Source organism: Actinotignum timonense (assembly GCF_900155575.1).
GTDB classification, from domain to species: domain Bacteria; phylum Actinomycetota; class Actinomycetes; order Actinomycetales; family Actinomycetaceae; genus Actinotignum; species Actinotignum timonense.
The window spans coordinates 1,376,648-1,395,945 of the sequence record NZ_LT706966.1; the positions used below are offsets into that span (position 1 = coordinate 1,376,648).

The 19,298-nt window shown below is 62.4% G+C and carries 18 protein-coding genes; 9 read left to right on the forward strand and 9 right to left on the reverse strand.

Translation table 11 applies throughout. The features are described from left to right. Positions 1-6: 6 nt before the first annotated feature. Positions 7-303, forward strand: a complete 297-nt coding sequence (locus CZ322_RS05810) for a hypothetical protein (RefSeq protein WP_087070560.1) — start codon at positions 7-9, stop codon at positions 301-303. Between the two features lie 470 nt (positions 304-773). On the opposite strand, the gene CZ322_RS05815 is transcribed toward CZ322_RS05810, so the two are convergent. Next, a complete protein-coding gene (locus tag CZ322_RS05815; RefSeq protein ID WP_143231863.1) occupies positions 774-1,436 on the reverse strand; it encodes a hypothetical protein in 663 nt (220 codons plus the stop codon). Positions 1,437-1,530: 94 nt separating this feature from the next. Further along, the gene (locus CZ322_RS05820; protein WP_159455009.1) at positions 1,531-2,280 is read right to left on the reverse strand and encodes an ABC transporter ATP-binding protein; all 750 of its coding nucleotides are present in this window, start codon (positions 2,278-2,280) and stop codon (positions 1,531-1,533) included. A 183-nt stretch (positions 2,281-2,463) separates the two neighbouring features. Between CZ322_RS05820 and CZ322_RS05825 the strand changes: the two genes are divergently transcribed. From CZ322_RS05825 to CZ322_RS05840, 4 genes are all read left to right on the forward strand, one after another. Beyond that, the gene (locus tag CZ322_RS05825) at positions 2,464-3,297 is read left to right on the forward strand and encodes a sensor histidine kinase (RefSeq protein WP_234984479.1); all 834 of its coding nucleotides are present in this window, start codon (positions 2,464-2,466) and stop codon (positions 3,295-3,297) included. Positions 3,298-3,333: 36 nt separating this feature from the next. Continuing rightward, positions 3,334-3,990 (forward strand): response regulator, encoded by a 657-nt coding sequence (locus CZ322_RS05830; RefSeq protein WP_087070564.1) that lies wholly within the window; start codon positions 3,334-3,336, stop codon positions 3,988-3,990. 123 nt (positions 3,991-4,113) lie between these two features. Continuing rightward, a complete protein-coding gene (locus tag CZ322_RS05835; RefSeq protein WP_087070565.1) occupies positions 4,114-5,367 on the forward strand; it encodes a lipid II:glycine glycyltransferase FemX in 1,254 nt (417 codons plus the stop codon). A 147-nt stretch (positions 5,368-5,514) separates the two neighbouring features. After that, entirely contained in the window at positions 5,515-6,630 is a 1,116-nt protein-coding gene (locus CZ322_RS05840; protein ID WP_087070566.1) for a GuaB3 family IMP dehydrogenase-related protein, read from the forward strand. A gap of 61 nt (positions 6,631-6,691) precedes the next feature. Here the strand turns inward: CZ322_RS05840 and CZ322_RS05845 are convergent, their stop codons facing one another. The 6 genes from CZ322_RS05845 to CZ322_RS05870 form a co-directional block, all read right to left on the reverse strand. Beyond that, positions 6,692-7,123, reverse strand: a complete 432-nt coding sequence (locus CZ322_RS05845; RefSeq protein ID WP_087070567.1) for a GNAT family N-acetyltransferase — start codon at positions 7,121-7,123, stop codon at positions 6,692-6,694. Further along, positions 7,120-9,315: an NAD(+) synthase gene (locus CZ322_RS05850; RefSeq protein WP_087070568.1), complete on the reverse strand. Its 2,196-nt coding sequence runs from the start codon at positions 9,313-9,315 to the stop codon at positions 7,120-7,122. The genes CZ322_RS05845 and CZ322_RS05850 overlap by 4 nt, the downstream gene beginning before the upstream one ends. A 4-nt stretch (positions 9,316-9,319) precedes the next feature. Continuing rightward, positions 9,320-10,459 (reverse strand): alanine dehydrogenase, encoded by a 1,140-nt coding sequence (gene ald / locus CZ322_RS05855; protein WP_087070569.1) that lies wholly within the window; start codon positions 10,457-10,459, stop codon positions 9,320-9,322. Between the two features lie 101 nt (positions 10,460-10,560). Further along, complete coding sequence (locus CZ322_RS05860; RefSeq protein WP_087070570.1) at positions 10,561-11,466, reverse strand: hypothetical protein; 906 nt, start codon at positions 11,464-11,466, stop codon at positions 10,561-10,563. Then, entirely contained in the window at positions 11,459-12,340 is an 882-nt protein-coding gene (locus CZ322_RS05865; protein ID WP_087070571.1) for an ATP-binding cassette domain-containing protein, read from the reverse strand. The genes CZ322_RS05860 and CZ322_RS05865 overlap by 8 nt, the downstream gene beginning before the upstream one ends. Beyond that, a complete protein-coding gene (locus tag CZ322_RS05870; RefSeq protein ID WP_087070572.1) occupies positions 12,337-12,705 on the reverse strand; it encodes a GntR family transcriptional regulator in 369 nt (122 codons plus the stop codon). The genes CZ322_RS05865 and CZ322_RS05870 overlap by 4 nt, the downstream gene beginning before the upstream one ends. A 141-nt stretch (positions 12,706-12,846) precedes the next feature. Between CZ322_RS05870 and CZ322_RS05875 the strand changes: the two genes are divergently transcribed. From CZ322_RS05875 to CZ322_RS05890, 4 genes are read left to right on the forward strand one after another with little or no spacing between them, the layout of a single operon-like run. Then, positions 12,847-13,866, forward strand: coding sequence for a Gfo/Idh/MocA family protein (locus tag CZ322_RS05875; RefSeq protein ID WP_087070573.1), 1,020 nt, complete (start codon positions 12,847-12,849; stop codon positions 13,864-13,866). 3 nt (positions 13,867-13,869) lie between these two features. Then, complete coding sequence (locus tag CZ322_RS05880) at positions 13,870-15,570, forward strand: sodium:solute symporter family protein (protein ID WP_087070574.1); 1,701 nt, start codon at positions 13,870-13,872, stop codon at positions 15,568-15,570. Next, complete coding sequence (locus CZ322_RS05885) at positions 15,571-15,990, forward strand: hypothetical protein (RefSeq protein WP_087070575.1); 420 nt, start codon at positions 15,571-15,573, stop codon at positions 15,988-15,990. Positions 15,991-16,029: 39 nt separating this feature from the next. Beyond that, entirely contained in the window at positions 16,030-17,946 is a 1,917-nt protein-coding gene (locus CZ322_RS05890; RefSeq protein WP_087070576.1) for an FAD-binding protein, read from the forward strand. Positions 17,947-18,119: 173 nt separating this feature from the next. Here CZ322_RS05890 and CZ322_RS05895 read toward each other — a convergent pair whose 3' ends face one another. Continuing rightward, positions 18,120-19,295: an acetate/propionate family kinase gene (locus tag CZ322_RS05895; RefSeq protein ID WP_026428236.1), complete on the reverse strand. Its 1,176-nt coding sequence runs from the start codon at positions 19,293-19,295 to the stop codon at positions 18,120-18,122. Positions 19,296-19,298: the final 3 nt, after the last annotated feature.

Genomic DNA, 19,298 nt, shown 5'->3' on the forward strand with positions numbered 1-19,298 from the left:
TATCCAATGTTTCAACGCGGCGACACCGATGAGCAGCAAGCTGGAGAAGAGCAGTACGAGAAGCCCGATTCCGGGTGGAAGCATATTCCCGGAATCGTCACCCCTGAGGATACTGATACCGGCAATTCCGGGAAGGTACTTTCCTACCTCGGGAAGAAGGGTTTGGACAAGCGGAGCGATAATCGCCACAATCGTGAGCAGAACGGCCACGCTGGAATATCGGGATCGGAAAATAAGGCAGATACTCACGCAGAATATGCACAGGGTGGCAAGATACACGAGTACCGCGCCTACCGAAGGTAGCGAGGCTAACAACAGCTCGCGATACTCTGTGGCACTTAGAGTTGAGGCATCTATACCGCGCGGTGCCAGAAATCTATACATCACCACGGCGCCAATGGCCTGACCCGATCCCCACAAACACACAGTCACGCCACTGCATATGGCTCGGGCGAGCAGGGTCAGTGGTGTGGCGGGGAGAACCAAGGTAGTGATATCGCGGTAACGCGGTTGATCATCGAAATTTAGCAACACGCACGGTAGGACAGCCGCAATGGGCTGCGCAAAAACAATGCTGACCGCGATGGCGGTAGATAAACCTGCACAACCAGCGGGAAGTTCGCCGGCGCGGGGGAGTAGTTGCAGTGCGGTCATCATGTTCCCGGCAACTACACACAGCCCGAGAACGACACCGATTCGTACCTGTGAAGCCACCTGAATGAGCGCACCGCGCAGGTGCCAGATCGCCCTATCGTGGGCACGCAAAGAGCTAATCATGCCGCGGCCTTACGGCGTTCGGACCAGAAAAATCCGAGTGCAATGACAATCATCCACGCGAGCAGAACGAAGATATTTGTGCTCCAATGAGCGGCTACATCCGCAGCAAGTTCTGGTGACATAGCCGAATTGGCGAGCATATCACCCTGCAAAATAAGGCCGTAAGCAGCCAGGTCCGGACTCCAACGGGCGAGGGGCGTTACCCGAGATAAAAGGAACGACAGTGGAACAACTGACTGATTGAGCAGGAGGAAGAGAAGAGGGATCGTCCCGGATTGGAATACTGAGGCGAGGAAGGAGGCTAACCAGCACAGTACATTCCAGTAGATGAGGAGGCCACATAAAGCTTGTACATTGAAGCTGCTCCACTGGAAGGCACCCACGCCAAAGCCGACAAGCAGGGCAAGGCTGAGGTAGATGACGACAAAGAAGAAACCTACCAGTAGATGAGCAGCCGCCCAGGCGAAACGACGTGGCACCGCTACCGCGATGAGAGTTCGGGTGGAAGCGTGGTGGGGCTCCAGGGGAACCAAGTTTTCGGAGATGGATCCCACCCCGGAAATAATGGGGGCAAGGGAGAGCATAAGGAGCGCCTGCGAGAATAGAGAATAATCGGCGTGCCAGAGTTTCCCGTCGCTGTACTGTACGAATAAGAACAATGCCGCAGGCAGGAAACATGCCAACAATGCGATTCGGACAGATCGTGAGGTCCACCAGAGTACCCATTGTGCGCGCACTAACCGCGAAAATGACCTAAGCATCTGTGTCTCCTTCGTGCTTCGCGGCTCCGGTAGCCTTTTCGGTTGTATTCGGGTGGGACGGCCATCGGCCGGATGCCAGGTTGCCGTGAGCCAACGTGGCTGCGCCGTCGTACACCACGCTGCCCTGTTCCAGGACCACCAGACGATCACAGGTATCGGCAAGGAAATCCAACAGATGACTGGAGAGCACAACCGTTTTTCCCTCACGCCGCCACATTGCAATCAGCTGCGCCAGTAACTCGATTCCTTGCGGGTCAAGACCATTGGAAGGTTCGTCTAGTAGCAGCACAGGAGGGTCGCCGAGAAGCGCGGCCGCTAAACCGAGACGCTGATTCATGCCCAGAGAGAGCTTTCCGGCTTTTCGAGTGGCCACGCGATCCAAACCAACCGTATGCAGTACCTCGTCAATGCGCTGGCTCGCGAAGTGATGGGTCGCTGCGATCCATGCCAGATGCTGGCGCACAGTACGCGAGCGAGTTGCCCCCGAACCACCCAGGAGGGTTCCCACGTAGCGAAGCGGGTAGTCCAGTTGTCGGTAGGGATGCCCAAAGATGAGAGCTTGTCCATGGGTGGGTGGTTCCAGGCCAACTAAGAGGCGTATGAGTGTGGATTTTCCGCAACCGTTATGGCCAGCTAAACCCACGATCTGGCCGGGAGGGAAACTCAGCGTTAGATTATGGAGCGCACTTTGACCACGATAAATTTTGGATAAATCCTTGGTTTCTATGGGAAGTGTTGTCATGCTTCTATGCTGGCGACTCATCATGCGGAGCACATCGGCCTCGTGTTCGATACTCGCGGCCCTAGCTCAGCCTGGGTTCCGAGGGAAAAATCAGCCCGCGGGCCGATGGAATGGGAGCGCTGCACGGGTAGCATATGCGCTATGTGCGCTACCACCTCTCCATCGCGTCCCGCGTCCATTCGCGTGACCGCCGGTCACACGGCGCAGAAGAAGGAAAACCGCTGGGGAGTGCTGGGCAGGGCGGTGCTACCGCTGCTTGTTCTGGGACTTATGGTTTTTGTGGCAGTTCCGGAAAAATACGAAATCTGGTGGCGCCTAGCGATATTTGCGCTCTGCGGGGCGCTGCTGGGGTGGTGGTATTGGCAGTGGCTTGTGCAAAGAAGACGCAATAGTGAGTTACAAGCACAGGCGGAAACTGAAAAAATCCTATCGGGAGATCGCTTAGCTCTCGCCGCGGAGTTGCACGATATAGTTTCCGACGGCTTGGGATTACAGCATTTGCGACTCACCCGGGCTCTCGAAGAAGTGACTGATCCGGTAGCATTGGCAGCGTTGAGTGATATTCGGGACTCTAATAAGCAAACTATCGCTCAGATGCGTACCGTTCTTGACCGATTGCAGGGCCGTGATATTAGTCCTCCCGGGATGCCGGATCTAGAACAAATTTTTGCGGCAGCGCAACGGCACGGTATGGAACTCAGGGGCACTGCCGAAGTGCTCGCAACTATCCAAAGGCTGAATCCGCAGCTGCGTAAGCTCTTCATCGCAACTTGCCGGGAAGGATTAGCGAATACCGCCCGCCATGCCGGACCCACCACCGTCACCTTCCAGATTGAAGAAAAAGGCAAGGGCGTGAGCCTCGAACTAGTAGATCAGGGGCCGGCACCGGATTGGCAGCCCATCATCGGCTCCGGGATTGGCTTGGATCACCTTCGGCAACGCGCCGCCGAATGCGGCTATGTCGTGGGCGCCGGGCCAGTGGGCGCCGGGTGGAAACTATGCATGTACCCCGAGTGAGAACGGTAATACCCGGTATGTATGAGGAGGTAGCACATGATGATTCGGATTGCGATTGCAGATGATCAGGGACTACTTCGGGAAAGCCTCGCGGTTCTCCTCGAGCAGCAGGAGGACTTTCGCGTGGTGGGCAGCGCCGGAGACGGCGTGGAAGCCTGCCGTATGGTGCGTGAGACGGATATTGACGTTCTGCTGCTGGATATTCGCATGCCTCTCATGGACGGACTGGACGTACTCAAGGAGCTGAAACGGAATGGCTTCCCTGGGCGCATTGTCATGCTGACCATGTATCAGGATGACCTGTATCTGCGAAAGGCCTTGAGCCTGGGCGCTGACGGGTACCTTCTCAAAGATAGCGAATCCGAGACGATTATCTCGACAATCCGCCAGGTATCGGTGGGAAACAGAGTGCTCGACCGCCAGGTCCTAGACCACGTAGTACAGTGTTACCTCCACGAAAGGGGCCGGTCGCCTGGTGAGGTACCTGAATTACAGAATTTGACCGCACGGGAACTAGAAGTCTTGACCCTCATCGGTAGCGGTTTAACTAACCTAGAAATTCGGGGGCAACTCTATATTTCGGAAGGTACTCTCAAAAGCCACATCAACGCAATACTGCGCAAGACGGGCGCTCGCGACCGCTCGGCGGCCATCGTCCTGGCCTTCCGAGCCGGATTGGTGACATTTAGCTAAGACGGATTATTCGCACCGAACTGAGGAAGCTTTCCGCCCCCATTTCCAGGGCTGTTTCAGCTTAAGTTACTCTAATAGGCAGGTGGCGAATCAGCTCTGAGCTGCCCGGCAGGAAGGAACACAATGCAGTTCGCGGTGTTATCCGAGAATGAGTACAACGACTACATGACCACGCAACGGTGTTTCATTTCCCAAACGGTGAGCTACGGGCGGGTGCGTGCGGCCGAAGGATACCGGGTGGAATACGTGGGCGTGCGTAACAATGCCGGAAATATTTGCGGGGCCGGCCTCGTTATGTATCAACCCTGGAAGAAGATCTTCACACGGGCTTCCCTCGCCTACGGGCCCACCTTGGATTGGAGCCGCAGCGAGGTTGTTTCCGCTTTCTTCAGCGGGCTCAACCGGCATTTCGCTTCCCAGCCGCGCTTGCTCACCGCCCGGATTAACCCGATTCTGGCACGGCGCTGGTACACGGATATTACGCCGCTCAAGGACAATCCGGTGGCCGGCGCGGTCTCCCAAGCTCTGGAACGCGATGGTTGGCGCCACCTTCCTTATGAATTCGGGGAGCGCTCCGATATTCAACTGCGCTGGATTTACACCAAGACGATCTCCGGGATGAACTTCGAAGAAGCCAAAGCAACTCTCGCCAAGGGGCTGCGTCGTCGTTTCAATAACGAAAACCGCTACGGGGTGCAGACCCGTTTCCTCGGGCCGGAAGATTTCGATGTATTCGCGCAGCTCTACGCGAGTACCCGCGACCGTACCGACGGCATGCCTGCTCTCTCGGCTTCCGCGGTGCGTTTCTACCGCGATCTCATGGCGGACATGGGTCCCGAACGCGCGCTGCTCGCGGTGGCCTATGTGTCTCCGCGCCGCTACCTCGATCAGATCGCGATTGAGCGCGCGGAAGTACACGAGCGGATCGAGGTGCTGCGCGGGCGTAAAGAAACGAAAGCGCGGGAGCGCGAACTTGAGCAGGCCGCCCAGCGCCTGGAAGTGCTCGACGGCCAGGAAGAAATGGCACGCGAAACCCTGACCGAGCGCGGCGACGCGGAGATTCCCTTCAACGCGGCGCTCGGATTCCGGGTCGGTTCCGAACTGATTTTGCTGCTCGGTGGGATGGATAAAACGCTATCCGCCTACGCGCGGGATTATCCGGTTGAGCGCGCCATGTTCAAATACGCCTGCGATGAGAGCCTGGATACCTACAATACGTTCGGCATTTCCGGGGACTTTTCCGAGGACGCGGCCGATGCCAATATTCTCGCTTTCAAGCGCTGGCTCAACGGGCAGGTGGAAGAATTTGTGGGCACCTATGAAAAGACGTTCGCGCCGCGTTTCCTCGCCCGCGCGCTGGGTGCGGAAACGCGGTAAGCGCGTGATGTGGTGGAGCGTGACGCGGTAGGACCTTGACACGGGAGCAGCGCAGAACGGTTGCGGCCCCGCGCTTCGCTGCCTTAGCCGCGCGGATGTGCGCCGCGGCCCGGTCGCGCGCCTTTCTTTGCCGGTAAAGTGGAGAACGTGAGCGAAATCGAGATTGGGCGCGGCAAACGCGCGCGGATAGCTTATACCTTTGACGACGTCGCCATCGTGCCCACCCGGCGCACCCGGGACGTTCGCGAAGTCTCCACTGCCTGGCAGCTGGATGCCTACCACCTCGATATTCCGGTGCTCAGCGCCCCCATGGATTCGGTGGCTTCCCCGGATATGATGATCCGCCTGGGGCGGGCCGGGGGATTGGGCGTGGCGGACCTTGAGGGCTTGTGGACTCGCTACGAGGATCCCACCCCGCTGTACGAAGAAATTGCCGCGCTGCCGCCCGAATCCGCTACCGCGCGCCTCCAGCAGATCTACGCCGAGCGCCCCATCGATACCGGCCTGGTGCGCTACCGGGTAGCGCAACTGCGGGCCGCCGGGATCACCGTGGCCGGGGCCTGTTCGCCGGGCCACGCCAAAGAAATTGTGCCGCCGGCCGCCGATGCCGGCCTGGACCTCCTGGTCATCCGCGGCACCACGGTGAGCGCCGAGCATGTGTCCACCACCCGCGAACCGCTCAACCTGCGCGGCCTTATTTACGATCTTGATATTCCGGTGCTGGTGGGCGGCGCGGTCACGTACCAGAGCGCGCTGCACCTCATGCGTACCGGCGCGGCCGGGGTGCTGGCCGGTTACGGGGGAGGGGCCGCTTCTGCGACGTTACGTACCGTGGGGATTGCTGCCCCGATGGCGACGACGATAGCCGATATCGCTGCCGCCCGCCGGGACTACCTCGATGAATCGGGCGGGCGCTACGTTCATGTGATCGCGGACGGCTCGGTGGGCAGCTCCGGGGATCTCATTAAAGCCCTGGCCTGCGGGGCGGACGGCGTGATGCTCGGAACCATTCTGGCGCGGGCCAGCGAAGCACCCGGGCGCGGCTGGCACTGGGGACCGGAAGCCCGCCACCCGCGCCTCCCGCGCGGGGAACGCGTTTATGTGGGCACCGCCGGCACGCTGGAAGAAATTCTGGTCGGGCCCACCTCGAGCGCCCGCGGGCATACCAATATCATGGGGGCGCTGCGCCACGCCATGGCCGCTAACGGCTACTCCGATTGCAAGGAATTCCAGCGCGCCCAGCTGGTGGTCACCCCGCGCTAGGCGCGCTTCTCGCAGCGATGGCGCTACTCACCACGCGGCCGCGCGCTCCTGTGCTCCGCCTTTACTGCGCGTGATACCGATACACGTTGGTATCACGCGCTTCGAAACCGCAGCGCCGGTAGAGCCGGTTGGCGGCTTCCCGGCTGGGCCGCGAAGTCAAATCCACCGATTTCACGCCGAGCTGGGCAGCGTGCGCCAGGGCAGCTTCCACGAGCTGCTGGCCGGCGCCGTGGCCGCGGGCGGCGTCGTCGACCACTACGTCCTCAATCCAGGCCCGCGTTCCGGTGGGAATCTGGAAAGTAACGAGGGTGAGCATCCCGAGGATCGGGGCACCTTCCTCCACCCGGTACACCAATTGGTACACCCCGGGCTGGGCGAGCAATTCCTCCGCAGCAGCGCGCGAAAGCGGCGCGCTGCTTGAGGAGAGCTGGGGGATGAGGCGCTGGCAGGCAGCCAGGAAATCCTCGGTCACATTTTCTTGCAGGGAAATCATGCGTCCTCCGTGGGAGTGCTGGGGATATTCTCCAGATCGGCCAGCCACACCCGGCTGGTGGCATCGGAAGGCATGCGCCAATCCCCGCGCGGGGAAAGCGAGCCACCCGAAAGAATCTTCGGGCCGTTGGGGAGAGTGGAACGTTTAAATTGCTGGGAGAAGAAACGGCGGTAGAACAGCTCCATCCACGTCTTGATCTCCGCCAGGCTATAGGCGTGGCGGGCATCCCCCTCAATACCTTCCGGCCAGAAGCCGCGGGAAGCATCCCCCCAGGCTTCCCGAGCCAGGAAAGCAATTTTCGAGGGCAGGAAGCCGTAGCGCAAAGCGAAATAAAGGGTGAAATCCTGGAGTTCGTAGGGGCCGATTTTCTCCTGGGTGGATTGCAGCGCCCCGCCGGCATCCGCGGGAACCAGCTCCGGGGAAATCTCCGTATTGAGAATATCGATAAGAGATTGCGCCGCCGCGCCGGCTAGGAAGTCCTGGCGAGCCATCCACCGCAGCACGTGCTGCATAAAGGTTTTCGGCATCCCGGCATTCACGTTGTAGTGACTCATATGGTCACCCACCCCGAAGGTGCACCACCCGAGGGCGAGCTCGGAAAGATCCCCGGTGCCCAGCACGATACCGCCGTGGAAACCGGCCAACCGGAACAGATAATCCGTGCGCAGCCCGGCCTGCACATTCTCAAAAGTGAGGTCATAGACCGGCTCGCCAGCCGCGAAGGGATGGCCCATATCGGCCAGCATCTGCCGGGCCGCCGGGCGAATATCAATCTCCTCCAGCGGCACCCCCAGGGCTTCGCATAGCGCATAGGCGTTGTTCTTGGTGTGCTGGGAGGTGGCGAAACCGGGCAGGGTATAGGCGAGGATATCCGTGCGCGGGCGCTCCAGAAGATCCATGGCCCGGCAGGCCACCAGCAGCGCGTGCGTGGAATCCAGCCCGCCAGACACCCCGATAATCACCTTGGCGGAGCCGGTGGCCCGCAACCGAGTAATGAGCGCGTACACCTGGATGGAGAAAGCTTCGAAGCAATCGCGATCCGGATTGCGTTCGCTGCCGCCCATGAAGGGGAAACGCACCACTTCGCGGTGCAGGCGCTGCTCCGCGGCGTCAAGCGCGCTCATATCCGGGATGCCGGCGGTGAAGTTAATAGTGCGGAAGGAATCCGTGCCCGGGTTGGAATACTCATCGCGCTCGGTGCCCTGGGTGAGCGCATTGTCATTAAAAGAGCCGTTGCGCTGGCGTTCTTGGCGGATACGATCCAGGTCGATATCACCCAGGGTGGCGCTGTGGCCGGCCGAAAAACGCTGCCCGGCCGCGATTTTCTCCCCGCATTCGTAGATGACGGTTTGGCCATCCCAGGCCAGATCCGTGGAGGATTCCCATTCGCCATTCGCCGCGTAGATATAGGCGGCCGCGCAGCGCGCCGAAGCCCCGCGGATCAGCAGATCGCGGTCATCTTCACGCCCTACCGTGACCGGGGAGCCGGATAGATTGACGAGCACCTGCGCCCCGGCCAGGGCCGCGCGCGCCGAGGGCGGGATCGGCACCCACATGTCCTCACAGATCTCCACGTGGAAATCAAAACCGGGAATATCACTGGCGGAGAAAATCAGATCCGGCCCGAAGGGAACAGTATTCCGCCCCAGGGTATAGGCCCAGGCTTCCTCAGTGTGGGCGAATTCGGCCCGCTGCTCTTCGCTAAGCCCGGTGCTCCAGGCTGCATCCGTACGCACCCCGGGCAGTTCAATATCCGCATTGCGCAGTCCCGCCCCGGAAGCGAAATGGCGCTTTTCGTAAAACTCCCGGTAGTTGGGGATATAGGACTTGGGAACCACGCCCAGCACATTCCCGTGGTGGAGCACAACCGCGCAATTATAGAGGCGGTTGCGCCAGTGCAGCGGCGCCCCCACAATGAGGGCCGCGTCGAATTCCGCGCTGGCCGCCCGCACGGTTTCCAGGGCTTCCAGGGTGGCACGCAGCAGTGCATCCTGGAGGAACAGATCCTCCGCGGAATACCCGGTGAGGCTCAGCTCCGGGAACACGGCCAGCACCGCACCTCGCGCGCTCACCGCCCGGGCGGCCGCAATAATGGCCTGGGCGTTGCGCTGCGGATCGGCCACCACCACTTCCGGGGAGCAGGCGGCCACGCGCACGTAACCGTGACTGTAAATCGAGGAGAAATCGCTCATGGGTCTAGTCTGCCATTGCCTTCGACACGCAGGAATCGTCAAACTCAGATTCGGGCAGTCCCAGCGCCCCGCTCAGCGAATCAAAAACCCCGCGGTGGGTGATTTTCCCGCCGCTAATATTCACGCCGCTAGCGAAACCCGGATCCGCGCTGGCGGCCGCGCGCCACCCCTGGGCGGCCAGGCGCACCACATAGGGGAGTGTCGCCGTCGTCAAAGCTTCCGTGGAGGTGCGCGGAACCGCACCGGGCATATTAGCCACGCAATAGAAAATCTTGCCGTCCACGGTGAACGTGGGCTCATCGTGGGTGGTGGGATGGGAATCCTCGAAGCATCCGCCCTGGTCAATAGCAATATCAACGAGCACGCTGCCCGGGCGCATACCCTCCACCATCGCGGAGGTCACCAGCTTGGGGGTGGAGGAACCCGGCACCAGCACCGTGCCGATCACCAAATCGGCATCCGTCACCTGCTCCTCGATGGTCTGCGCGGTGGAGGCGAGGGTGGTGAGCATCCCGGCGTGGCGCATTTCCAGCTGGGCGAGCCGCTCGATATTAATATCCAGAATCGTCACGTTCGCGCCCATACCGGCGGCCATCACCGCGGCGGATTCCCCGGCGATACCCGCGCCGATCACGGTCACCTTGCCTTTGCGGGTTCCGGCCACTCCGCCGATGAGAATCCCGGCCCCGCCCTGCGCGTCGAGGAGGTAATGCGAACCCACAATGGGGGCGAGTTTCCCGGCCACCCGGCTCATAGGCGCGAGCAGCGGCAGCGCTTTCCGTTCCCGCACGGTTTCGTAGGCGATGGCGGTGGTGCCGGCATCCAGGAGCGCGCGGGCCAGTTTCGGCTGGGAAGCCAGGTGCAAATAGGTGAAAAGCACCAGGTCCTCGCGTAAATACCCGTATTCTTCGGCTTCGGGTTCCTTGACTTTGAGAACCGCGTCGGCGCCCCACACCTCGGCCGCGTCCGGGCAGATACGGGCCCCGGCGGCGGCGTAGGCGGCGTCGGCGCATCCGGAGGCTGCCCCGGCCCCGGCCTGCACCAGGACGGTATGCCCGGCCGCGGCCAGTTCGCGCGCACCGGCCGGGGTGAGCGCGACCCGGTATTCGTTATTCTTCAATTCTGTGGGAACGCCAATAATCATGTGCTTAGTCTACGGCGCGCGTGCGCGCTGCTCCTAGGTAGTACGACGACGGCGCTGCGGGCCGCGCCACCGCGCGCCCCGCAGCACGGTCCCGCTCCCAGTTAGAGCCGCAGTAGATGCAAGCGGCCGGTGGAACGCCGCGCCAGCGCCCAGGCGATCACCGCGCAGGTGCCGAAGATGAGGGAGAAGGCGAGGAGCCCGATGAAGCCCTGATTGGCGGTAAGGAAATCCGTGAAGCCGGTCGAGTCACTCACCCGCCCCACCCAATGCGCGAAATCGGTGCCGGTGCGGGCGGCCCAGGCGTAGAAGCTTTCCCAATGGGGAATCCAGAGCCGGTAGATGAATCCGGCCAGCCCGGTGATACCAACAAGGTAGCCCACCAGGGAGAGCCCGGCGAAGAAAGCGATAACCACCGCGACAGCCAGTACCACCGTGCTCAGCGACCAGCGCAGCAAGAAGGTGGTCACCAGCACCGCCCCGAAGAACACGGCCATACAGCAGAGCCAGGTAGGTAGGAACATGAACCACACACTGCCCGATCGCATAGCGGTACCTTCAGGGGAAAACGCGGCATCCAGAGCCCAGGAACCATCCGGGCGGCGCACAATGGTGAGCACCACGAGGATAATCACGGCGGTAACCGCCAGGTATTCGGCGCTCATCCGCGCGGCGCTGCGCGTCAGGTTGCTAAAGAATTGCCGCCGCGTGCTCCCCGCTTGCAGATGCGCCCGCATGGAGAGGGTGCATATCACCCCACCGAAGATCAGGCTCCCGCTGAGCACAAACCATGCCAGCGCAACCCAGTTGAGAACGGGGTTGTCGATGCCTCCGATGGGTAGATGCGTCTCGGTATTGGTGAAGGGGAGCCACAGTGTTGCCACGACCAGGAAACATCCCGCAATCAACCAGAAGCTGCGATAAAAATAGGAGAAAGGTCCGCGCCGCCCAATCGCGCGGCGCGCCGCCAGGTAGATAAGAGCGTTCGCGCGGCGATACAGCTTAATCATGATCGACTCCAATCTGGGTGCGGGTGGATGCTTCCGCGGTGGCTTCCTGGGTGCCTTCCCCGGCAGCCGCCGCGGGGGCCAGCAGGCTTCCGGCCCGGGGCGCCTGCGCGCCCAGCGGCTGTGCCAGGCGGGCGCGCTGGGCGGGGGAGAGCGTCGTCGTAACTAAAACATCGGTGAGGGAAGCGAGGCTATCCGTGGAGTGGCGCGCGCGAACCTCATCGGCGTCCCCGGCCTCGAGCAGTTTCCCGCGGTGCAGGAACACCACGGTATCCACCAGGTTCTCCACCTCCTCGAGCAGGTGGGAGGAGAGGATGATGGTGCGGGGGTGCTCGGCGAAATCACTGAGCAAAACCCGGTAGAACAGTTCGCGCATCACCGCGTCCATCCCCAGGTGGACCTCATCGAAAATGGTGATGGGGCAGCGGGATGCCAGGCCCAGAATCGCGGAAAATGTGGAGCGCTGGCCTACGGATAGCCCGTCAATCACGCGGGTGGGATCCAGCTCGAAAAGCTCGAATAGCTCCCGGGCGAAATCCTCATCCCAGGTGGGGCGGGCCATGCGCCACAGATCCATCGTCATGGCGAGCGGGGAACCGGAAATCACCTCCACGCGGGCCGGAATATAGGCCACCCCCGGCATGACCTCCGGGTTTTCATCCACCGGATGCCCGTCAATAAAAATGCTTCCCGCGGCGCGCCCACGGGTGCGCCGAATCGGGAGGAGCCCGGCGATGAGCATCCCGAGCGTGGATTTGCCCGAGCCGTTGCGGCCGAAAAGGCCGGTGATGGTGTCGTGGCCGATCTCCACGCTGAGATCATCGAGGGCGCGAGCCCCGCGCCGGTAGCTGAAACTCAGGTTCTCGATGCTAATCATTGGTTCTTCTCCCAATAGGTCGAGACGAGTGCGGATATTTCCGCGGGGCTGAGCCCTAGTGCCCGGCCCGCGGCGAGCGCCGGGGCGAGGGTGTCACTCAGGTAGGTGGCGCGCCCGCGCTCGCGCAGGGCTGCCTGGGCGCCCGCGGTCACGAACATGCCGATCCCGCGGCGCTTTTCCAGGATTCCTTCCTCCACGAGGAGGGAAAAAGCCTTGTTCGCGGTGGCGGGATTAATGCGGTAGGTGGCGGCGTATTCGGTGGTAGACATGACCTTTTCTCCGGGCCCGAGTTCGCCGGAGAGAATACGACGACGCAGATCTTCGGCCAGCTGCACATAGATTGGCACCGCTGAACTGAACTCCATCACGCCCTCCCTCCTTGGTTAGTTACATAACTAATGAACCACAGAACCGACTCTGCTGCAAGTGCTATGAGGTATGACTCACATCTCGCACGCCTCGGGGGAATTGATCTAGGCTAATGACACGTTTGGAAGGAATCCCTGTTGAAAATTGGTTTACTGGGAGCGGGCCGCGCCGGGTTGATGCACGCGCGCATTCTCGCCCACCGTGTTGATGAACTTGTTATTGCCGAACCGAAACCTGAGCGCAGTGCCGCCGTCGTTTCCGAACTGGAAGGTGAGGCTGCAACTCGCGCCCGCATCAGTGAAGCCAGCGTGGAGGCTACCCTCACGGATGTCACCCTGGACGCCCTGGTCCTCACCAGCCCCACGGATGTGCATGCCGAACAGCTGCTGCGCGGCATGGAGCTGGGCATTCCTATGTTCACCGAGAAGCCGGTATCCACCTCGCTGGCCTCGACCCTGAAAGTGCGCGAAGCCGCCCGCGCGCGCGGAGCCCGCATCCAAGTCGGCTTCCAGCGCCGCTTCGATACCGCCTACACCCGGGCCCGCGCGGCGGTGCGCGAAAAAAGCCTGGGCGAGCTGCGCCGCCTGAGCATGGGAACCATGGATCAGGCCCCGGCCGCCCGCGAATTCCTGGCGGCCTCGGGCGGAATTTACATCGACTGCCTCATCCACGATTTCGATATGCTGCGCTGGGTCACCGGGCGCGAAGTCACCGAGGTCATGGCGTTCGGCACCGATCTGGGCCTGGCCGATTTCCGTGACTTCGGCGATGTGTGCGAAACCGCGGCGGTGCTGCGCCTGGAAGGCGATGTGCTCGCCACCGCGCAATCCTCGCGTTTCAACGGCCACGGCTACGACGTGCGCATGGAGCTGCACGGCACCGAGCAGACCCTCGCGGTCGGCTTCGATAGCAAACTCCCCGTGCGCTCCCTCGAGGATGGGGTGTCCTATCCGGAGGAGTCCGCCTGGGTGGATTTCATCGCCCGTTTCGCCGCCTGCTACGAACGCGAAATCGAGGCGTTTTTGGAGGTGGTTGCGGGCCGCGGGGAGATTCCTGCCACGGTGGACGATGCCGTCGCCTCCCTGCGCATCGCGGAAGCCGTGCGGTTATCGCAACGCGAGCACCGCGTGGTATCCCTGGCCGAAATTGAGGGCTAAAACATGGATTTGCGGCTCGACGCGAGCGCTTTCGACTACAGCTTCGTGGTGCTCTACCTGGTGCTGGTCCTCGTCATCGGCGTGGTCACCCGGCGCAAAGTCACTACCTCGGAGGATTTTTTCCTCTCCGGGCGTTCGCTGCCGGCGTGGATCTGCGCGCTGGCTTTCCTCTCCGCGAATATCGGGGCGGTAGAACTCATCGGGATGGCGGCCTCCGGCTCCCAATACGGCCTGCCCACGGTGCATTACTACTGGATCGGCGCGGTGCCGGCCATGATCTTCCTCGGGCTCATTATGATGCCCTTCTATTACGGCTCGCGGGTCCGTTCGGTTCCCGAATACCTGCGTTTGCGTTTCGACCGGCCCACCCACCTCTACCAATCGGTGATTTTCTCGGTGGCGACCATCCTGGTGGCCGGCATCAATCTTTTCGCCCTCGCCCTCCTCATTAATGTGCTTATCGGGGTGCCGCTGTGGGCTTCGATTATTATCGCGGCCGGCGTGGTGCTGGTCTACACGGTGATGGGCGGGCTCACCGCCACCATGTACAACGAGGTGCTGCAATTCCTGCTCATCGTTGCGGTGCTCACCCCGCTGACCATCGCCGGGCTGGCGCGGGTGGGCGGACCGGCCGGGCTGGTCAACGCCCTCAACGAAACCCAGGTGCTCGGCCCGAACGGCCTGGATGTGTGGGGCGGAACCGGACTCGGGAACACCACGAACCCGTACGGGAATTGGATCGCGCTGCTGCTGGGGATGGGCTTCGTGAATTCCTTCGGGTATTGGACCACAAATTTCACCGAGGTGCAGCGCGCGCTGTCCGCCAAAGATATGCGTTCCGCACGCCTGACCCCGATCCTCGCGGCGATCCCGAAAATGTTCTTGCCGCTCATTATTATCGTGCCCGGGCTGATTGCCGCGGTTCTCATCCCGCAGCTGCACACCGGCGAGATCACGCATAACGAAGCCTTCCCGGCGCTTATGGGGGAGGTGCTCCCGCACGGGCTGCTGGGCATGGCGCTGGCCGGGCTGATCGCGGCCTTTATGGCTGGAATGGCGGCGAATGTTTCTTCTTTCAATACCGTGGTCACCTACGATATTTGGGAAACGTACGTGCGCCCGGGCCGCAAGGACACCTACTACATTAAAATCGGGCGCCGCCTGACGATTATCGGGGTGCTTATCGCCATCGGGGCGGCCTTTATCGCGGCGGAATTCTCCAATATTCAGGACTACACCCAGATGTTGCAGTCCATTTTCAACGCCCCGCTTTTCGCCACCTTCATTATGGGAATGTTCTGGGCGCGCATGAGCCCGCAGGCCGGGCTGTGGGGCCTGGTGGCCGGCGCGGCCGGAGCCGGGTTTATCCAGCTGGGCTACGCGAACGGGCTGCTGGACTTCAATTCTTCCCAGGCGGCTTCCTTCACGGCTTCCGGTGTCGCTTTTATTGCCGATTTCATCGTGTCGGTGCTCGTCACGAAGGTCACGCGCCCCAAGCCCATCGAGGAACTCGACGGCTTGGTGTGGGGGCGCGTCAAGATGGATATTAAGGGCGCCCAGCCGGCCCCGAAACTGCACGAAGCCCGGGTGGCCGAAGCCCGCGAACGCGCCCTCACCGGCGAAAAACTGCACTGGTGGGAAGAACCGGTGCCGCTGGGCATCGCGGTGCTCGCGGTGTGCACGGTCCTCAATGTGGTGCTGTAAATGAAGGGATACGAATCTATGAACGACGACGCAGCTCGGCGGAGCGCCGCGCCAGCTTCGGCGCCCGTGCAATCGGGCCACGCGGGTGCAGCGGGCGGCGAGTCCGCTTCGGCGCCGGCGCCGCACCTCCCCGAGGCGCGCCTCGGGCGGCTCTCGCTTTTCGACCTGCGCACCTGGATCGCCATCATGTTCGGGGTTTTCGGAACGATGCTGGCCGGCTACGGGCTCTTCTTCGTGACCGAGGAGGACCTGGCCAAAGCCGCGGGCATCAACCTCAACCTGTGGACCGGCCTGGCCATGATGATCGTGGCGCTCTTCTTTGCCGGCCGCAGCGCCGCCGCCCCGCAGGTGCTCTCCGAAGCGCTCGGCTCGCGCCTGCCCGATGAGGATGCGCAGCCCACCGCGCCGCGGGAGAGCTAAGATTATGTGCAAGCCTAACGCCTACGTCAGGGGACACTTATGACCATTGCGGTTGCCTACAAAATTGCCGGCGATCCACGTTCAGCGCACGTACTGGATTCCGGTGTGGTGGATTGGAGCGGCGCGCGCCTCTCCATTAGCGACGACGACGCCGTTGCCATGCGGGCAGCGCGGGAACTCGGCGACTCCCTGGGCACCGAGGTTGTGGGTATCACCCTGGGCCCCGACTCCATCGGCACCCCGGCGCTGCGCAAAAACGCGCTGTCCAAAGGCCCGGACCGCCTGCTCGTGGTGAGTGATGATGCCACCACCAGCTGGAATTCCACCGCGGTGGGCGAAGCCCTGGCGCGGGTAGTGCAGCGCGACGGCACCATCACAGCGCTTATCACCGGCCCGGGTTCCACCGACGAAGGCTCGAAAATGGTCTCCGGTGTGATCGCCGGGGCGCTGGGCTGGCCGTCTTTCCAGGATGTTTCCGCGATTCGCACCGCAGGGGAGGAACTCCTCCTTACCCAGCACACCGGCGGGCAGCGCCGCGAGGTGCGCGTGGCCGGCCCTGTGGTCATCGCGGTCACCTCCGACGCCGCGGCCGTCAAAGTCCCGGCCATGAAAGATATCCTCGACGCCGCCAAGAAACCCGCCCAGCTCCTCACCGCCGCCGACCTCGGCGATATGGAAGGGCGCACCCTCGACCCCATCGCGCGCGCGGTTCCGCCCGTCCAGCGCCGCCTCCACCAAATCCTCGACGGCCCCGGCGCCGTGGCTGAACTCGTCGGGATCTTGGATCGGCGCGGCCTGCTGCCGAACGCCGGTTCCACGGGTATTTCTGGCGACGCTGCCGGCGGAATCGCTGCCACCGGAATCGCTAGCAACGCGAGCACCGGCGCCCCCGTTATTTCTGGCGACGACGCCGCCCCTCACGCCGCTGGTACTTCGGGCGCGGAAGCTTCTTCCTCCACCGGTTCGGCTCCGGAACACGCGGTGTGGATTATTAGCGCCGGCGCGACTATTTCGCCTTTCCTTCCGGCCCTGCGTCGCTACGACGCGGTTCACGTGATCGCCCTCGTTCCCGAAGGAGAAGCGGGAGACAGCGCGCAGCTGCCCGCGTTCCCGGATGCCACCAGCGTGCAGGTCATCACGCACCCGAGTGATGCGCCGGCCGAGGCCCTGAGCGCCGCGCTCACGGAGCTCGTGGATGCCCAGCCCGGGGATATTGTGCTGGTTCCCAATGAGCCAAGCGAACGCGCGCTGGGCGGGGAGATCGCCGGCCGGCGCGGCTGGCCCATCCTCACCGACGTGCGCGAAGTCAGCGCCGAACACGTGGTCAGCGGGCGTTTCGGGGCTATTTCCCTGGAAACCTACGCGCGCGCGGGAGTAACCTTCGTGGGCGTGATCGGTTCGCTGCCCGGTACGGCGGCTTGTGCTGGAGCTGCCTCGGGCTTTGGTGATGCGGCGGGTGCTGGCAGCACCTCGGTAGCTGAGGTGGCGGCTCCGGCCGGCGCGATAGCGCCGGCGCGGATCACGGCAGCCGAATCGGAAGATGTGTCCGAACGGCGCTTGGCCACCGCCACCCGGGTGGTCGGTGCCGGCCGCGGTTTCGCCGCCAAGGAGGACCTGCGGCTCTTCCACGAACTCGCCGAGGTGCTCGATGCCGCGGAAGGCGCAACCCGCCCGCTGGCCGAAGGGGATGCCTGGCTCCCGCGCGATTCCTACGTGGGGCTCTCGGGCACGGTTATCGCCCCGGATTTGTATATCGCCATCGGTATTTCCGGCCAGCCGCATCACACCGCGGGAGTCACGGATTCCGGAGTCATCGTGGTGATCAATAATGATCCCGAAGCGGAAATGTTCGAATTCTGCGATTACGGAATTGTCGGAGACCTCTACACGGTGCTTCCCGAGCTCATTACCCTCATCCGGAAGCGGGTCGCAGCCCCGGCCCCCGAAAACCAATAGCTAGTTAGTCGCCCCGGTCCTGAAAATAGGTGCCAGCCTCAGCCCCGGATATGGGGGCCAGCCTCGGCTAGCAATCACTCCTCAATCACCACGTAGCCCAATAAGTGGGGGGAGAAACCGGAACGGTTGCTCCCCCCACTGCGTCGTCGTACCCGAAAATAACGGGCGCGTGCTTAGACGAGCGTCATAGCCTGCTGGGCGATGGCCAGCTCCTCATTGGTGGGGACCACGAGCACATGCACCGTGGAATCCTCCGTGGAGATCTCCCGCGCGTTCTTCGAGCGCGTGGCGTTCTTCTCGGCGTCGTACTTGACACCGAAGGGAGCCAGGCGGTCAAGGACTTCCTTGCGGATGATATCGTCATTCTCACCCACACCGGCGGTAAAGGTCAGGGCATCCAGGCCGCCAAGAATCGCGGTGTAGGAGCCGATGTACTTGACGATGCGATGGACGTAAATATCTACCGCTTCCTTCGCGTTCTCATCACCCTTCTCCACCATCGCGTGCACATCGCGCAGATCGGAAGAGCCGGTCAGACCGGCCATACCGGACTGGCGGTTGAAGAGCTTATCTATCTCATCAATGGACATCTTCGCCTGGCGAGCCAGGTGGAAGACGGCAGCCGGATCAATATCGCCGGTGCGCCCACCCATAACGAGGCCCTCCAGCGGAGTCAGGCCCATGGAAGTCTCCACCGCGCGGCCCGAATCCACCGCGGACACCGAGGCACCGTTACCGATATGCAGCACGATCTGCTTGAGATCATCGCGGCCCAGGATCTTCGCTACCTCACCGGAAACATACTGGTGCGAGGTGCCGTGCGCGCCGTAGCGGCGGATCTCATACTTATCGGCAATCTCGCGGTTGAGACCGTAGCGTGCCGCTTCTTCCGGAAGGCTCTGGAAGAACGCGGTATCGAAAACCGCCACGTGCGGGACATTCGGCAGCAGGCGCTGCGCCACCTTGATGCCCTCCAGGGCCGGCGGGTTGTGCAGCGGGCCGAGCGGCTGGAGCTCTTCGATCTTCTGGCGCACCGCATCGGTAATAAGAGCCGGGCCATCGAAGTACTTACCACCCTGGACCACGCGATGCCCGACGGCGCGAATGGAGCCATCATGCAGGGACGGGCCGGCGGCGTCGAAGAACTCGAGCACCTTCTCCATACCGACTTCGTGGTTGGGAATGGGGCCTTCCCATTCGCGCACGTCCTCGCCGTGTTCGTGCTTGACGTGACCGGAGGGCAGACCAATCTGCTCCACGAGGCCCGAGGCGAGTTCCTCACCCGATTCGGGATCCACGACCTTGTACTTGATCGAGGAGGAGCCGGAATTAATTACGAGAACGGACAAAAT